Annotated in this window: 12 protein-coding genes; 4 read left to right on the top strand and 8 right to left on the bottom strand. The window is 64.1% G+C overall.

Annotated features, from left to right (window positions below):
• The first annotated feature begins 111 nt into the window (after positions 1 to 111).
• Positions 112 to 1524, top strand: coding sequence for an FAD-binding oxidoreductase (locus tag AB3L03_RS20260; protein ID WP_204512560.1), 1413 nt, complete (start codon positions 112 to 114; stop codon positions 1522 to 1524).
• An 8-nt stretch (positions 1525 to 1532) separates the two neighbouring features.
• Entirely contained in the window at positions 1533 to 2198 is a 666-nt protein-coding gene (locus AB3L03_RS20255) for a GntR family transcriptional regulator (protein WP_204512561.1), read from the top strand.
• Between the two features lie 6 nt (positions 2199 to 2204).
• Here AB3L03_RS20255 and AB3L03_RS20250 read toward each other — a convergent pair whose 3' ends face one another.
• Positions 2205 to 2369, bottom strand: coding sequence for a hypothetical protein (locus tag AB3L03_RS20250; RefSeq protein WP_162847272.1), 165 nt, complete (start codon positions 2367 to 2369; stop codon positions 2205 to 2207).
• A gap of 266 nt (positions 2370 to 2635) precedes the next feature.
• Between AB3L03_RS20250 and AB3L03_RS20245 the strand changes: the two genes are divergently transcribed.
• A complete protein-coding gene (locus tag AB3L03_RS20245) occupies positions 2636 to 4657 on the top strand; it encodes a YgiQ family radical SAM protein (protein ID WP_204512562.1) in 2022 nt (673 codons plus the stop codon).
• A 659-nt stretch (positions 4658 to 5316) separates the two neighbouring features.
• Here the strand turns inward: AB3L03_RS20245 and AB3L03_RS20240 are convergent.
• The 6 genes from AB3L03_RS20240 to AB3L03_RS20215 all read right to left on the bottom strand — a co-directional run bounded on the left by AB3L03_RS20240 (position 5317) and on the right by AB3L03_RS20215 (position 13137).
• Complete coding sequence (locus AB3L03_RS20240) at positions 5317 to 5862, bottom strand: hypothetical protein (RefSeq protein WP_018453052.1); 546 nt, start codon at positions 5860 to 5862, stop codon at positions 5317 to 5319.
• 76 nt (positions 5863 to 5938) lie between these two features.
• A complete protein-coding gene (locus AB3L03_RS20235; protein ID WP_368506947.1) occupies positions 5939 to 6847 on the bottom strand; it encodes an alpha/beta hydrolase in 909 nt (302 codons plus the stop codon).
• A 215-nt stretch (positions 6848 to 7062) separates the two neighbouring features.
• Positions 7063 to 10047: an efflux RND transporter permease subunit gene (locus AB3L03_RS20230; protein ID WP_245288364.1), complete on the bottom strand. Its 2985-nt coding sequence runs from the start codon at positions 10045 to 10047 to the stop codon at positions 7063 to 7065.
• Between the two features lie 50 nt (positions 10048 to 10097).
• Positions 10098 to 11183 (bottom strand): efflux RND transporter periplasmic adaptor subunit, encoded by a 1086-nt coding sequence (locus tag AB3L03_RS20225; RefSeq protein ID WP_204512565.1) that lies wholly within the window; start codon positions 11181 to 11183, stop codon positions 10098 to 10100.
• Between the two features lie 91 nt (positions 11184 to 11274).
• Positions 11275 to 12357, bottom strand: a complete 1083-nt coding sequence (locus AB3L03_RS20220) for a calcium:proton antiporter (protein WP_018453047.1) — start codon at positions 12355 to 12357, stop codon at positions 11275 to 11277.
• Positions 12358 to 12630: 273 nt separating this feature from the next.
• Positions 12631 to 13137: a DUF2867 domain-containing protein gene (locus tag AB3L03_RS20215; RefSeq protein ID WP_368506946.1), complete on the bottom strand. Its 507-nt coding sequence runs from the start codon at positions 13135 to 13137 to the stop codon at positions 12631 to 12633.
• 273 nt (positions 13138 to 13410) lie between these two features.
• Here AB3L03_RS20215 and AB3L03_RS20210 point away from each other — a divergent pair, with 273 nt between their 5' ends.
• Entirely contained in the window at positions 13411 to 14433 is a 1023-nt protein-coding gene (locus AB3L03_RS20210) for an LLM class flavin-dependent oxidoreductase (RefSeq protein WP_368506945.1), read from the top strand.
• A gap of 44 nt (positions 14434 to 14477) precedes the next feature.
• Here the strand turns inward: AB3L03_RS20210 and AB3L03_RS20205 are convergent, their stop codons facing one another.
• On the bottom strand, positions 14478 to 16058 hold the full coding sequence (locus tag AB3L03_RS20205) for a hypothetical protein (protein WP_018453044.1): 1581 nt from the start codon (positions 16056 to 16058) through the stop codon (positions 14478 to 14480).
• Positions 16059 to 16063: the final 5 nt, after the last annotated feature.

Genomic DNA, 16063 nt, shown 5'->3' with positions numbered 1-16063 from the left:
AGCCTTGTTTTTGCTTTACTTTGCGGCTTGTACCTTACATACAACAAAGGCGCAAATCCTTTCCGCCGTCATGGCGCGCATAACACGCAGCCAGATTCGAGGAGGTCTCGCATGGACATGGTGACCCCGGTCGAGCGGCCCACCCAGTTGCTCGGCGCCTTGCGCGACAGGCTCGGCGCGGCTGCCGTGCTTGTCGGCACCGACGTGCCCGCGCGCAATTGCAACGACTGGAGCGCGAGCCTGCCGCAAACGCCGCTCGCGGTGATCCGCCCGGTCGATGCGCAAGGCGTGGCCGACGCGATTCTGACCTGCCGGCAGGCGCATCTGCCGTTCGTGCCGCAGGGCGGATTGACCGGGCTGTGCCGCGGCGCATCGCCTGAAGCAGGCTGGGTCGCGATCTCGCTCGAGCGCATGAGCGGGATCGAGGAGATCGATCACGCCTCGATGACGATGACGGTGAAAGCAGGCACGCCGCTGCAGACGATCCAGATGGCAGCCGACGAAGCCGGCTTCTTCTTTCCGCTCGATCTCGGCTCGCGCGGCTCCTGCGCCATCGGCGGCAACCTCTCGACCAATGCCGGCGGCAATCGCGTGATCCGCTATGGCATGACGCGCGAACTGGTGCTCGGGCTCGAAGTCGTGCTGCCCGACGGCACCGTCATCACTAGCCTCAACAAGCTGATGAAGAACAATGCCGGCTACGATCTGAAGCATCTGTTCATCGGCTCGGAAGGCACGCTCGGCATCATCACCCGCGTGGTGCTGCGGCTGTTTCCAAAGCCGCGCTCGACCATGGCCGCGCTCTGCGCGCTCGAGGACTATGCCGCGGTGATTGCGCTGCTCGGCGCCGCGCGAAGCGGGCTCGGCCCGCTGCTGTCGGCGTTCGAGGTGATGTGGCCGGATTACTGGGACGTGATCACGAATCGCGCCGGCGTCAAGCCGCCGGTCGCCGCAGGCCACGGCCTCTACGTGCTGGTAGAAGCGCAGGGCACCGACGAGAGCCTCGACGCGCCGCGCTTCCAAAGCTGGCTCGAAGAGCTGATGGAGCGCGGGCTTCTCGCCGACGCCGCCGTGGCGCAATCGCTGGCGCAGACGCAAAGCTTCTGGCGCGTGCGCGACATCTGTGCCGAGTTCGGCCAGGTGCTGGGGCCGCACATCTCCTACGACATCGGCCTCGCCGTGGCGCGGATGGACGAGTTCGTCACGCGCTGCAAGGCGGCGCTGGCTGATGGCATCGACGGATGCGAGAGCGTCTATTACGGCCATATCGGCGACGGCAATCTGCATCTCGTCTCCTGGGTCACCGGCCTTGCCGTCGAGCAGCAGCCGAAGGAAGAGATGGACGCGATCATTTACGGTCTCGTGCGCGAGATGGGCGGCAGCGTCTCGGCCGAGCACGGAATCGGCACGTTGAAGAAGAAGTGGCTGGGTCATGCCCGCAGCGAGGCCGAGATCGCGCTGATGCGAACGCTGAAGGCCGCACTCGATCCCGATCATCTGCTCAACCCCGGCAAGGTGATCTGAGAGAGCCGATGCGATCGCTGAAGCTCGATGCACCGAAATCGCTGTCGCAACGGGTCGTGCAGCGGCTGCGCCAGGCCATCATCGACGGCGAGTTCGCGCTCGGCGCCGCCATCTCCGAGGAGATGGTGGCAAACTCCTTCGGCGTCAGCCGCACCCCGGTGCGCGAGGCGATGGGTCAGCTGCAGGCGCAGGGCCTCGTCGTGATCCGGCCGCAGGTCGGCAGTTTTGTCTTTACGCCAAGCGCGGAAGACATCACCGCGCTCTGCACGTTCAGGATCGCGCTGGAGCCCAAGGCCGCTGAGCTCGCCTTCCGCCATGATCGCGGCGGTGCGATCGCGACGATGAGCGAGGCGATCGCGGCGATGGAGCCGGCGATCGCGGCCAGGGACAACATCGCCTATGGACGCGCCGATGCCGCTTTCCATGAGGCGCTGTTCGCCCATTGCGGCAACCGCTATCTCGCCGAATCCTATCAGCTCGCATCTAGCCGCGTCGCGGCACTCCGCACCAATTTGACTTCGCCGATCGACGTGCGCACCCGCACGTCCTTCGACGAGCATCGCAAGCTGCTCGATCTGTTCGCCCGCGGCGAGTTCGCCGCCTTCGCGACGCTGATGACCACTCACGTCACCAATTCGGGCGCGGTCTATGCCAAAGCGCTGCAGGTCGATTGAGCGCTGCTACCGCGCATTTTTCGTGCCGGGCCTGTCCAGAAAATCCAGCGCGGTGTTGATCTGTTCGAGCTGGTGTTCGATTTTGTCGCGGTCCTCGGCCGTGGGCGCCTTCTCGAGCTGCTCAACGAGCTTCTGCTTTCGGAGCAGCAAGTTCTCTATGACTGTACTCACGGCTCCCCCATTCGCCAGAGGCGAACATCGAGGCGATACTAAACCCCTGGCGCGAGCGCGCGCCAGCCGGGCCCAGCGCAACCCTGCATCAGAATGTTCGCGAGGGCAGTTGGTTCCTGCGCGTGACCCGAGAAGGTGCAGACAGCTGATGGCGGCGCTCGCGAACGGTTAACGCGGTCGCACGCCTGGGCTGCCGGCCACGGAACCGGATCTTTCACGTGCCTGTCGGTTGTATTCACCGTCCCGGAGTCCTATGCGTAGGCGCCATGGACATCCAGATCGTCGCCGCCGAAAAACCCCTGATGGCGCAGGCACGCCCGCACAAGCCGGCGCCGTTCCTGCCGATGAGTCGCGCCGAGATGGATGCGCTCGGCTGGGACGCTTGCGACATCGTGCTGGTGACGGGCGATGCCTATGTCGACCATCCCAGCTTCGGCATGGCCATCATCGGCCGCCTGCTGGAGGCGCAGGGCTTTCGGGTCGGCATCATCTCGCAGCCGGACTGGCATTCGGCCGAGCCGTTCAAGGCACTGGGCAAGCCAAAAGTCTTCTTCGGCGTCACCGGGGGCAACATGGACTCCATGGTGAACCGCTACACCGCGGACCGCCGCATACGCAGCGACGATGCCTATACCGCGGGCGGCGAAGGCGGTAAGCGGCCGGACCGCTGCACCGTGGTCTACGCGCAGCGATGCCGCGAGGCGTTCAAGGGTGTGCCGGTCGTACTCGGCGGCATCGAGGCCTCGCTGCGCCGGATCGCGCATTACGATTACTGGTCCGACAAGGTGCGCCGCTCGGTGCTGGCCGACGCCAAGGCGGATCTGCTGCTCTACGGCAATGCCGAGCGCGCCGTCGTCGAAGTGGCGAACCGTCTGGCCGCCGGCGAGGCGCCGCGCGAGCTCGGCGACATCAGGGGCGTCGCGCTGTTCCGCCGCGTGCCCGACGATTACACCGAGCTGCACGCCGACGATCTCGACTCCGCCGATGAGGGCGCTTCGCGCACGAAAGGCTTGACCGTGATCCGGCTGCCCGCTTTGGAGCAGGTCGAGCAGGACAAGGAAGCCTATGCGCGCGCGTCACGCGTGCTGCACCGGGAGAGCAATCCCGGCAATGCGCGGCCGCTGGTGCAGCGCCACGGCGATCGCGATCTCTGGCTCAACCCGCCGCCGATTCCGCTGACCAGCGAGGAGATGGACGCCGTCTACGATCTTCCTTACGCGCGCGCCCCGCATCCGTCCTACGGTGACGCGAAGATCCCGGCGTGGGACATGATCAAGTTTTCGGTGACGATCATGCGCGGCTGTTTTGGCGGCTGCACCTTCTGCTCGATCACCGAGCACGAGGGCCGCATCATCCAGAACCGGTCCGAGGGCTCGATCCTGCGCGAGATCGAGAAGATCCGCGACAAGACGCCGGGCTTCACCGGCGTGATCTCGGACATCGGCGGTCCCACCGCCAACATGTACCGGATGGCGTGCAAGGACCCGAAGGTCGAGGCCGCGTGCCGGCGGCCGTCCTGCGTCTTCCCCGAGATCTGCCCGAATCTCAACACCTCGCATGACGATCTGATCCGGCTCTATCGCAAGGTGCGCGAGACCAAGGGCATCAAGAAGGTGATGGTCGCCTCCGGCGTGCGCTACGACCTCGCGGTCGAGAGCCCCGAATACATCAAGGAGCTCGTCACCCATCACGTCGGCGGTTATCTCAAGATCGCGCCCGAACATACCGAGCGCGGGCCGCTCGACAAGATGATGAAGCCCGGCATCGGCGCCTACAACCAGTTCAAGCGGATGTTCGATGCCGCGGCCGAACAGGCCGGCAAGAAATACTATTTGATCCCGTATTTCATCGCGGCACATCCGGGCACGACCGACGAGGACATGATGAACCTGGCGCTATGGCTGAAGAAGAACCGCTACCGCGCGGATCAGGTGCAGACCTTCCTGCCCTCGCCGATGGCGACCGCGACGGCGATGTACCACACCGGCGTCAACCCACTGCGCGGCGTGCGGCGCGGTGGCAGCGACAAGGTCGAGGCGATCAAGGGCCTGCGCCAGCGTCGCTTGCACAAGGCGTTCCTGCGCTACCATGACCCCGACAATTGGCCGGTGCTGCGTGAAGCCCTGAAAGAGATGGGCCGCGCCGATCTGATCGGTTCGCGCCCCGACCAGCTGGTCCCCGCGCACCAGCCGCCCGGCACCGGCAAGGCCGCCGGCACGCGGCGGCCGGTTCGTCCAGACGGCAAGACGCAGCGGTTCACGACCAAGAATTTGCGGGTGATGAAGTAGCGGGCGAGCCGGATCAGGTCCGGTTCAGCTTCGCATTGTCGCCCTCAAAACAAAAACCTCGAAAACAACCCCATGCACAGTAGCCGGCATGAGCGGGATCAATGACTTAGGCGATTGCCGAATCCGTTGAATCCGCGGGGTGAGATAACGGAAAAACCGAAATTATGTTTTGACGAAATATTGACTCGTCGGGCAAAACAGGCGCAAGATGCCATTGTCGCGGCACGCGTGGCAGGGCGAGCCCCAACCGCTACTCCGTATCGATATCCTCGAGCTTCACACCGCGTCCCGCGCGGAGGCTCGAAGCAACGTCCTCCGACTTGAATCCATTCAACACAGCAGGCGTCGATGCGCGCCCGGATGCGCTGGGGAGCGTAGTCGTAAACCCGATAGCTCGCGGGGTAGCCGGTGTCCGCTCTGTCCGCGAAACCGGACATAGCCAGTCCCGCCTTGTGAGTCAGCTAGGGGCCAACAGCGGTCATGACAGTGCTCTCTTAAAGGGGGGCGATCGCAGAGTACGGTGACTTCGCGTCGCTCCGCTCGGGATCCCTGGTCCCTCCGAAGCACAGGAGGAAATTGGACAGTAATCGCGGCGGCCTGGTAGTAGCGGTGATAGTCTCCGGCAGACCTCGGTGGAGAGCGCGGTCGAGCCGCATGCGCTACTCTCGTTTGTTCTCGCCAAGTGCATCCCCCAGACGCTCGAGTTCTAACGTGAAGCAGAACAGCGCGAACAGCGTAATCACCATCAACACCCCACGTCGGGCCATCAAGACCACGTCGGTATCGGGGCCGAGTTCGGGAAGGTGGCGAAACAGCACGATCGAGAACACAGCGCTGCCGAAGATGAAGTTCAGCCGGCCTAGGAACAGGAAGAGGTGGCTCAGGGACAGCCGTCCGCCTTTGAACGGGATCGCCACCTTCAAGAGGCGGTACCAGTAAGCCGCCTGCATAAGCATGAGAACAGCAAGGGTCAGATTGTCGTCATAGGGCGTATTGGCCGGCTGCTGACCAGGCGCGAGCACCAGCTCCCGGAAGGCCGGCAGGCCCTTCCATACGATGAAATCCGATCCGAACAATTGGACCGCCATCAAGAGCAGGTAGGTGAGCACACCGCGCCCCGCGGAAGAATGGGAAATCGGCTCTGCCAGGGGCTCAGGGATTTCCTCAGCTATGGAATCGGATGGTGTTTCTCCGCGCTTGATCAAGGGCGCCTTCCAACTGATTGGGTTTCGATTTCGGCCGATGCCTTCCGAATGAGCAATGCGAGTCCACTCCACCGTATCATCGCAGCGCGGCTCCCTGGCGCCTCGAGACGCCGCCCGTACCCTGCTGCTCGCCGACAAGGCGTGCCTGGATCATACTCATGACGGTCGTCACGTCGTCGAACGCTCGCGAATGAGCGCGTCCATGCAGGCGGGTCAAATCGAATAGCTCGACGCCCTCCCGCCGAAATTCAGCGGCATACGGCTCTTGGTCCGGATCGATGCCGCCGAGGCGGATTGCGCCTCCATGGAGAGACTTCGATAGCTTCAATGGGGCATCGTCCCGCGACACGAACAATGCGAAGCCTGGCCGTACCGCTCCCATGTCGTGCAATTGCGTACGGAAACTGTCGGCGTCTACGTCGGGCGCAACGAACAGCACGTTCTTGATCTTGGCCCCAATGCGGCCAGCTATCGCTCGCGCGCGCAAGGTTTCGAACGTGAGATAGCACCCCATCGAGTGACACAGGACGGTCACTTCCTTGACGTTCGGAGTAGCGGCGATCGCATCGAGCACTTGCGAAAATGCATCTCGAGACTGCGCCGCGCTCTCCGCATCCTCCTTGTAGGCTTCCAGGCTGACGGACCCCCGCGACGGCCAGGAGAACAGGACGGGAGCCCCCGGCGCTCCGGAATCATGAACGATCTGGGCGAACCGGTACACGGCTTCATCGAACCTGTTGTTGAAGCCATGGACGAATACAAGGACTCTTCCACGTGCTCGCGGCTTCTTTGCGGCCGCCGCCAGCGCAGCGCCAAATGCCGGTTTTTCGGCCGCTTCGGCCGAGACCGTCACGAAGTTTAGTCGTGGATCCCCGGGCGAGGAAGTCGGCCACTGAACCTGACCGACAGTGCGCGATGCGTCCGGCGGGATGGAAACGGCGATGGAGGCGTAGTTCACCTGGTCCGCCCGTTCGCTGTCGAACATCGCTGCATTTCCGGCAGCCGTTCGGTTGCGCGTCGTTGCCACCAGCAGCGGGACGACCGACACGCCTTCCGCTTCGACCTGTCCGACGGGTAGCAGCGTGTCCAGAGGCACGCGGCTGCAGGCGCAGCAGCACAGCGCCAAGACGATGAGGCCGAGGGTTGACCGGCAGATCTTCCCGGTTTCGCCATGGCTGAGGGGCGCGCGCCACAAGGGAGTCAGGCTCCTTTAGCCGAGCGGAACAGCAGAAAGTATCCTGCCGGCACGAAGAAGAGTGTCAGGACGGATGCGACGGCTAGTCCCGACATCATGAGCACCGCCATGGGCTGCCACAACGCGCCGCCGGCCAGTGCCATCGGTGCGAGCCCGAGCACCGTGGTGGCGGACGTCAGGAGGATCGGACGAAGCCGTTTTTCCGACGCAGCGACGAGGGCTTTCCGCAGCGGGAGCGTCTCGCGCTCGATGTCGATCTGATCGATCAGCACGATGGCGTTGTTGATGATGATCCCCGACAGGCTGATGATGCCCAGCGTGCCGAAGAACGAGAGCGGTTGTCCCGTCGCCAACAGCCCGAACGGAATGCCAATCAGGATCAGCGGTATGCTGACGAAGGTCAGGAGCGTACGACGGAAGGAGTTGAATTGCAGGATGATCGCCAGCACCATCACGGCGAGCGCGACGGGAAAGCCGGCGGCCAGCTTCTGGTTCGTCTCGGCGCTTTTCTGGATCTCGCCCCCCACGGTCACGTGATAGCCGCCGGTCATGTCCATCTCGTCGAGCCGGGGCTGGATCGATTCCAGTAGCTGCCCGGCCGTCAGGGAGGTGCTGCGGGCCGTGACCGTGATCGTCCGTTCCTGGTTCTTGCGGCGGATCCGCGCGAAGTCGAACCCGGGCTTCAGCCTGGCGACCTGCGCCAGCGAGATAAGCCCGCCGTTCTTCGCGAAGGTGGCGCTGGTGAGGCCTTCCAGGCTCTGCGAGGTGTAGGCGCCGGCGCGCAGTACGATGGGGATGGCGTTGTCGCCTTCGCGGTATATCGAGACCGCGGTGCCGCTGAAGTAGGTGTTCAGCAGTCGGGTCACTTCCTCCGAGGTCACCCCGAGCTGGCGGGCACGGTCCTGGTCGATCTCGACGACCACCTTGACGATCTTGTTGCCCCAATCGTCGTCGTTCTCGCGCACGTCCGGAGCCGCCTGCAGCAGGGATCGGACCCGTTCGCTGAAGCCAAGCAGCCGGTCCCCATCGGACCCCGAGATCTCGAGCTCCACGACGCCGGATTCCACCGCGCCCATGGCCAGCCGCTTGATTTTGAAGCTTGCCTCCGGATGGTTGGCGTAGAGATACTTCCAGGCGCGATCGGCCGCACGCACCGCGCCTTGATAGTCCGTGGTATTGACCAGGAAGAAAGCGGACGCCGGGTCCGGAGGGACGGGGGTCAAGGTGAGGTAGAACCTCGGGCCGCCATCTCCGACGTACAGGATCTGGCTGGAGATTTCAGGGTTGGCCGTTTTGTCGCCCAGCCATCGCTCGATCTCGCGCGCGCGAGCTTCGGTCTGCGAGATGTCGGTCCCGTCAGGCATGTTCATGTAGACCAGAAACTGGCTCCGTTCGCTGAGCGGAAACATCTCCTTTGGAATGCGTGGGAATTGTGTAAGCGCGATCACGACCAGCGCGACGCAACCGGCGAGGACGATGGGCGAGAAGCGCAAGGCCCGGCCGAGCGCGGTGGCATAGAGCCGCTGCAGCCGTGAGGGCGCGGCATCCTCCGTTCCGGAGCCGGCTCGCCGGCCGATGAGCCACACGGTCAAAGCGGGAAGGATGTACAGCGCCGTGATCCAGGATCCCCCAAGCGTGAGCGCCACCACGGCCGCGAGCGAGAACGCATACTCGCCGGACGCTCCGGACAGCAGCATGAGCGGCAAGAACGCCGCTATCGTAGTGATCGAAGAGATCAGGAGCGGCAGCGCATACTGTGCTCCGGACGCCAATCCGGCCTCCTCGGGAGGCACTCCGCGGCCGATCCGGCTCACGATGTCCTCGACGATCACGACGCCATTGTCGACCAGCAGACCGAGCGCGATGATGATCGCCGCGATCGAGACCTGCTCAAGCGCGATCCCAAGAGCCCGCATCCCGATCAACGAGAACATCACGGCGAACGGCACGATCATCGCGGCGATGGTGCCCGCCCGCAGGCCCAAGAAGACCACCACCAGCACGGCCACCACGACGAAGGTCTGGGCCACGCTGGAGAGGGCCGAATTGACGGAGGCGCTGACCTGATCGGCCTGGTAGGTGGGGAAGGAGAGGGCGAAGCCGATCGGGAGCCGCTGCTCAAATTCGCGTGCCGCCGTACGGAGCTTGACACCGATCTGGGTGACATCCTGGTCCGGCTGCATGATCACGCTGAGGACTACAGCAGGACGGCCGTTGAAATAGATCGGCTTAACCTTTGGAGAGACGTAATCCCGGCGGACAGTGACGATGTCAGCGAGCCGGACCAGGCTGTCGGTGCTGCCCACACGGGTCAGCATGGTCTCGATCGCCCGCACGTTCGGGAAATCTCCGGAGGTCTCCAGCAGGAGGCGCGTGCCGTCCGCGTTGATGTTGCCGGACGGCAGCACCACGTTCTGCCCCTGTAGGTCCTTGATCAAAGCGTTCACCTGAACGCCGATCGCGGCCAACTTCCGGGTATCGAGTTCGAGCCAGACCCGTTCGTCCTGTACGCCGTGAAGCTCGACCTTGGAGATGCCGGCGATCTGATACAGCTTCTTCCGGAAATCCTCGGCCGCATCCTTCAGCTCGCGCGGCGAAAAGCCTTCGCCCGTGATGGCGATGGTGGCGATCGCAACGTCGCCGAAGTCGCTGTTGACAAAGGGTCCAACGACGCCGTCGGGCAGTTCGACCTTAGCATCGGCCATCTTGTCGCGAAGCCGCTGCCAGGTGGCAGTGACGTTCGCGACCTCGTCCTTCAAGTCGACATAGATCGTCAGGGATCCTTCGCCCGCAAGCGTCCTGATGTCCTTGACCTCGGCGAGCTCGCGTACTTTTCGTTCGATGGGAATCGCGACTAGATTTTCCATCCGCTCGGGGGCCATGCCCGGGAAGAGGGCCGACACGACCGCAGTCCGGATGACGATCACGGGGTCTTCGCGCTTCGGGAAGTTCGGATAGAGCCCGATCCCGGCGATCAGAAGCCCGATCATGGCCATGATCGTGAATCGAGACCGTGCAAGTCCGAATCGGGTGAGGAGATTCACGGCGCGGCGTCCTCCAAGGGAAGCAGCTTCACCTTCTGTCCGTCGGCGAGGTACGACACCCCGGCCGAGGCCAGGATATCGCCTGGCTTGACGCCCTCCACGACGACCAGGCGATTGTCCCGGATCCCGCCGACGGTGATGGTGCGTTTCTTCACAGTCGAACTTGCCTCGTCGTAACCAAACACGGTCCCGGTATTCTGCAGCACCCTTCCGCCGTCGGGCACAAGCACGCTGAGCGGGACGAGGAAGCCGCTGCGACCCACGACCAAGGGCTCTTCGATCGTGACCTCGACCGACATGCCGGCGTTCAGACCCGGGGCGGTGTTCTCGAGCCGGACGACAACCGGGAAGGCCGACACTTGCTCCGCCTTCGACCCGAGCTCCTTGATCTCGCCCTTGAGCGGCAGGTCAGGCTTGTCGGCGACCTTGACCGCAATCTTGGCTCCAACCTTTAGACTCTGGAAAGTCGCGGCCGGGACCAGAAAGGACATCTCGAAGCTGTCGTCGCTGTAGAGCGTGGCCACCGGCTGCCCCGCAGCGACTTGCGCAAACGATTTGACTTCGACCCGGGAGATGGTCCCGGCGAAGGGGGCCAGCAGCTTGCTCCGGTCCAGGTTTTGGTTGGCCAATTCGAGTTGGCGCCGTGCCTGGTCAACTTGGGCCCTGGAGCTGAGCAGGGTGGCGTTCGACTGTTCGAAAGCCGCTTGGGTGGAGACGCCCCGCTTCAGGAGCTCTTCCTTGCGCTGGAAGTCCGACTGAGCGTTGTCGAGCTGCGCCTGCGCCTGCTGCACACCGGCGCTGGCCTGGTCCACCTGGCTCTGCAGCGATCTCGGGTCGATTTCGGCGAGGACGTCCCCGAGTTGCACCTTCTGGCCGACGGTGAGGCCAACGGTCTTCAACTGCCCGCCGATCTCGAACGAGAGGCTGCTGACGTCGGCCGGCTGCAGCACGCTCGGAAAGCGCCGAACACGGCTTTCGGCTGTCGCAGCGACCTTGTAGGCGCGCAGACCGCGGACAGGCTGTTCGTTCGCTTCCTTCTTCTTCTCTCCACAGCCCTGCAGGCCGACGACAAGGAGGCCCAAAGCGGTGAATCGCGCGAGATGTCGGATCATCGGGCATTCCTCGAGTCCTGCCGAATTCGACCGTTCGGAGCGGCCGCGTAGTTCCGGCAAATCACGGCACCACCGCGAAAAACAGAAACGCGGCGAAGATGACCAGGTGGACGACGCCCTGCAGCACCGTGGTGCGCCCGGTCCCGAGCGTGATTACGCTCAACAGCAGCGTGAGCATCAGCAGGCCCAAATCCTTTATGTCCAACCCGAGTTCGAGCCGATAACCCATCGCGATCGAGACCGCGGCGACCGCGGGGATCGTCAGCCCGATGGTCGCAAGCGCCGAGCCCAGGGCCAGGTTGAGACTGGTCTGCAGCCGGTCGCTTTGGGCCGCCTTCACGGCCGCCACCGCCTCGGGAAGAAGAACGAGCGCGGCGATGATCGTGCCGACGACTGCCTTGGGCACCTGAAGATAATCGATGGCGCTCTCCACGCTGGGGGTCAGGACCTTTGCAAGGCCCACGACGGCCACAAGGGAGACGACGAGGAGAGCGGCACTCAGACCGGTCGTTCTGTTGTCCGGAGGAGGCGAATGCTCGTCCGCCGTGGCACCCTTCGCGGCCAGGAAATAGTCACGGTGCCTGATCGTCTGAACGAAAACGAACGCCAGGTACAGAACCAAGGACGCAAGCGCGGCGAACACCAGCTGCGAGGTGTTGTACAGCGGGCCGAGTTCTTGCGCCGCAAGGTTCGGAAGCACCATCGTGAGGCTGGTGAGAGCGACGAGCACGGCGAGAGCGGCGCCGGCGCCTTGCGCCTGGAAACCCTGTTCACGGTGCCGGACGCCGCCCCACAGCAGGCAGGCCCCCACGATGCCGTTGCAGACGATCATGACCGCCGCGAAGACCGTGTCCCGGGCCAGTCCGGCTTTCTCGGCAGGCGCTGCGATCATCACCGAGACGATGAGCGCCGTCTCGATCACGGTCACCGCTAACGCGAGGATCAGGGTGCCGAACGGCTCGCCGACGCGGTGAGCGACCACCTCGGCGTGGTATACGGCGGCGAAGACCGTGCCGAACAGGGCCGCGCCGGCGGCTGCGTATACAATTCCGCCGCCGCCGAGAACCAGGCTGAGCAACAAGATGGCCCAGGCGAGAGCCGGCCAAATCCACGTCCAGCGCGCTGTCGTACCCACCACACCCATGTCGATCCCCCGGTTCTTGATCGCGTCTCAGGCGCGATTCTCATCCCGACGGCCGGCGCCAAGTACTGTGATGGGCCGGCCTCTTGTGACCTCCCATCATACGCGGGAACCTCCAATGATTGAAAGACATCCGGAAACAGCCAGGGGTTTTCCTCGCGGCTTAGGTCCGCTTCGGGTCACAAGCGGTCCTCGACAGATTGCGCGGCAAGTCAGCTGAGGGGCCAGAAGCCGACTCGTTGGTCGACCGCAGCCGGTCACGACCACCAAGCCTGCTCAATTCTTCATTGCTCTTGCCGCCTGTTCCAAACTGGCCGGAACGATCACGCGATGAAACGGTGCTATCGTCGTAAGATAGATGCGCCCCAGTCGGTTATGGCAATGCACCACGGTACCCGCGACCAGCTCGCGCCCATTTGCTGCATCGGCGCGAAGTTGAATGGTGACGCGGAAGTCGAGCCGGTCATCCGCACCCACGACCAACTCCGTCGCACTCTTTGACAGCACCGGGAAGAAGCCGATAACCGGCCCACGCGCCGCCGCGGCAAGACCGACGGCGCGCGACGATTTGACCGCGACTGCCGCCATCACCACATCGCGGACACGCGTGAGCGCACGAATCCACCACGCCTGTCGCTCGAGCGCGGCGCGTGCCAGCACCTCTACATCATCGCTGGCGCCCGCCGGCAGTTGAATTGCAAAGGCGTCCAAAAGGTCCGCGCCCGCGTAAAGCGGCGCAAGCACGCTGTTGCTGGGCATCGGCACGGCGCGCGCTCTTGTCATGGGATCAGGTACCGCATGCCGGGGAGGGGCGTAGCGCAGCCGGCGTTGCAGAGGATCTTGCCGCCGCCGTCCTTTTATATCCACGCGCTCTGCAACGCAACAATCCTGCGGCGCACATGTCTCAGTTAGGCCAAAAGGCCAGCTGGCAGCGATGTCTGCTTCGGTCCGCTTCCCCCTCGAGGAGCGGCACTTACCCATACGCGCTTCCCAGGTCGTCATCTTTCCTCCGGCCGAAGTGTCGCAAACTCCTCCCGTCCTCCATATGTTGCCTCCATGAAAAAGATCGGATTCCTCTCCTTCGGGCACTGGACGCCCTCGCCGCAATCGCAGACCCGCTCGGCTGCGGACACGCTGCTGCAATCCATCGAGCTTGCGGTTGCGGCGGAAGAGCTCGGCGCCGATGGCGCCTATTTCCGCGTGCATCATTTCGCGCGGCAGCTTGCCTCCCCCTTCCCGCTGCTGGCGGCGGTCGGTGCCAGGACCAGCACAATCGAGATCGGTACGGCCGTGATCGACATGCGCTACGAGAACCCGCTGTACATGGCAGAGGACGCAGGCTCTGCCGATCTCATCGCCGGCGGGCGCCTCCAGCTCGGCATCAGCCGCGGCTCGCCCGAGCAGGTGATCGACGGCTGGCGCTATTTCGGCTACCAGCCGGCCGACGGCGAGAGCGACGCCGACATGGGCCGGCGTCATGCCGAGGTCTTTCTCGACATCTTGCGCGGCGAAGGTTTTGCAAAGCCCAACCCGCAGCCGATGTTCCCAAATCCACCGGGGCTGTTGCGGCTCGAGCCGCATGCGGAAGGCCTGCGCGAACGGATCTGGTGGGGTGCCGGCTCGAACGCGACGGCGGTCTGGGCCGCCAGGCACGGCATGAATCTGCAGAGCTCGACCCTGAAGAACGACGAGACCGGCGAAGCCTTCCATGTGCAGCAGGCTGCGCAGATCCGCACCTATCGCGCAGCCTGGAAAGAGGCCGGCCACGCCCGCGAGCCGCGCGTCTCCGTCAGCCGCAGCATCTTCGCGCTGCTCGACGATCGCGACCGCGCCTATTTCGGCGGCGAGCGCGGCAGCGAGGACCAGGTCGGCTTCATCGACCCGCGCACCCGCGCGATCTTCGGCCGCTCCTATGCGGCGGAACCTGATGTGCTGATCGAGCAGCTCCGAGCGGACGAGGCGATCGCCGAGGCGGACACGTTGCTGTTGACGATTCCGAACCAGCTCGGCGTCGACTATTGCGCGCACGCCATCGAGGCGATCCTCACGCATGTGGCGCCTGCGCTGGGGTGGCGGTGACGCCTGGACTGCCGCACAATTTTCGAGGCGATGTCTTTTAAAGGCTACGTCGCGGGCTGGTAGTGTGCCAGCCGCTCCGGATCGGCATCCGGAACGGAGACCGTCTGCGCCCTGATCTGGCTGCCGATGACCAGTCCGGTGAGCGAGAGCATGAGCCCCAGCGCCAGCGGCGCGAACAAGGCCTCTTCCTGAAACAATCCATTCAGCAGCACGACCATGACGCCGAAGCCGGCGAGCCCCTGCGTCAGATATCCGGAGAACGCATAAAGACGCCAGGCCTTCAGCGCCACCGCGAAATGAAACGCCAGCGGAACGAGGGCGGCGATGCCCATCTGGTACAGCAGGACCCCGATCGCACTCTCGACGGCGCCGTTGGTCGTTCCGGCGGCCTGCGCGGCGCTCCAGTCGATCGAGAAATAATCGTCCGACAGATTTCCGCCGACGCCCAGGCCGCGGCCAAACGGCTTTTCGAGAAATCCGTTCAAGCCGCCCATGAGGCCGAGGACGTGATAGTCGCCGATCTGCAAGCCGACGCGGATCGCGACAATTGCAAACACGATCAAGGCCACGAAGCCGAGCCATAGCGTCACCACGGCGCCGAGCAGACGGGTCGATATCCAGGCCGTGGCGACGAACACCACCACGATGAGCGCTCCCTTCACGCTGCAAACGATCAGCAGCGGCAACGCCACGAGGGCCAGAACCGGACGCCCTACCGAAAACAGGAAAAGCCCGAAAAACGCGATCCCGTACGCGAAGCTGATCGGGTGCATATTCGGCCCGTGGATGCGGAGGATCTTCGACACGCCGAACCCTTCGAGCAGGGGCGTATTGAGAAAGTCGAAGCTGAAGCGATCCTTCAGATCGACCGGCACGTTGCCGGTGGCGCGCATCTCGGCTTCCCAAGCGCCGGAGCGGGCCGCCTTGAGCTCGTCGAAACCCCAGAACGTGTAGCCGTTGGTGACGGCCAGCCAGAAATCCCGAAACGCAAACTCGACGTATCCGCACAGGATCAGAATGACTCCAAGCGTCACCAGGAACGGCGTGGCGCGAACCTCATAGGTCGCGGCTGTCAGCAGCGAGAGCTGAAACAGGAACAGCGGCAGCACGATGTTGCGCAGATAGACCGTTGCCGCCTGGCCGTCCTGGACGAAGCCGATCGCGAAATACAACGACACCACGGCGAGGGTCACGACGCCCCAGCGCATGATCTGATTGACCTCAGTCGACCGGTTCCTTTGGCCGGCGACGTAGAGCCCAAATGTCGTCAGCCACATCACGGAGCAGACGAGAAAATTATAGCCTTTGATGAAGTCCAGGTCGGACGGCGCCGAAATCAGCGGCGACAGGATCGAGACGAACAGGTTCTGGAAGAACAGGACGAAGATCGCGATCGCCGGCGCGTAGGTTGGAGCCGCAACCACGATGGCGATGGCGACGAGAACTTCGACGGTCAGGGACAGGACCGGGCTCGCCCCGTGCAGGACCGGCACAAAGCCGATGGTTGCGATGGCGATGCAGAGCGTCGGGATCAGCTCGCGCCAAGGCGAACGTGAAGGCGAACGCGAAGGCTCGGGACAGCCCGCCTGCACGGCTTGAAGATGCGGTGAGGTCCCGCCACTCATGACTC

Source organism: Bradyrhizobium lupini, assembly GCF_040939785.1.
Classification (GTDB): Bacteria; Pseudomonadota; Alphaproteobacteria; order Rhizobiales; family Xanthobacteraceae; genus Bradyrhizobium; species Bradyrhizobium canariense_D.
This window is presented reverse-complemented; position numbering and strand designations above follow the sequence as displayed.

Coding starts and splice junctions, on each gene's coding strand:
- AB3L03_RS20215 (WP_368506946.1), bottom strand. CDS start 13,137: ATGACAAGAGCGCGCGCCGTGCCGATGCCCAGCAACAGCGTGCTTGCG.
- AB3L03_RS20245 (WP_204512562.1), top strand. CDS start 2,636: ATGGACATCCAGATCGTCGCCGCCGAAAAACCCCTGATGGCGCAGGCA.
- AB3L03_RS20220 (WP_018453047.1), bottom strand. CDS start 12,357: ATGGGTGTGGTGGGTACGACAGCGCGCTGGACGTGGATTTGGCCGGCT.
- AB3L03_RS20255 (WP_204512561.1), top strand. CDS start 1,533: ATGCGATCGCTGAAGCTCGATGCACCGAAATCGCTGTCGCAACGGGTC.
- AB3L03_RS20210 (WP_368506945.1), top strand. CDS start 13,411: ATGAAAAAGATCGGATTCCTCTCCTTCGGGCACTGGACGCCCTCGCCG.
- AB3L03_RS20205 (WP_018453044.1), bottom strand. CDS start 16,058: ATGAGTGGCGGGACCTCACCGCATCTTCAAGCCGTGCAGGCGGGCTGT.
- AB3L03_RS20235 (WP_368506947.1), bottom strand. CDS start 6,847: ATGTTCGACAGCGAACGGGCGGACCAGGTGAACTACGCCTCCATCGCC.
- AB3L03_RS20230 (WP_245288364.1), bottom strand. CDS start 10,047: ATGATCGGGCTTCTGATCGCCGGGATCGGGCTCTATCCGAACTTCCCG.
- AB3L03_RS20260 (WP_204512560.1), top strand. CDS start 112: ATGGACATGGTGACCCCGGTCGAGCGGCCCACCCAGTTGCTCGGCGCC.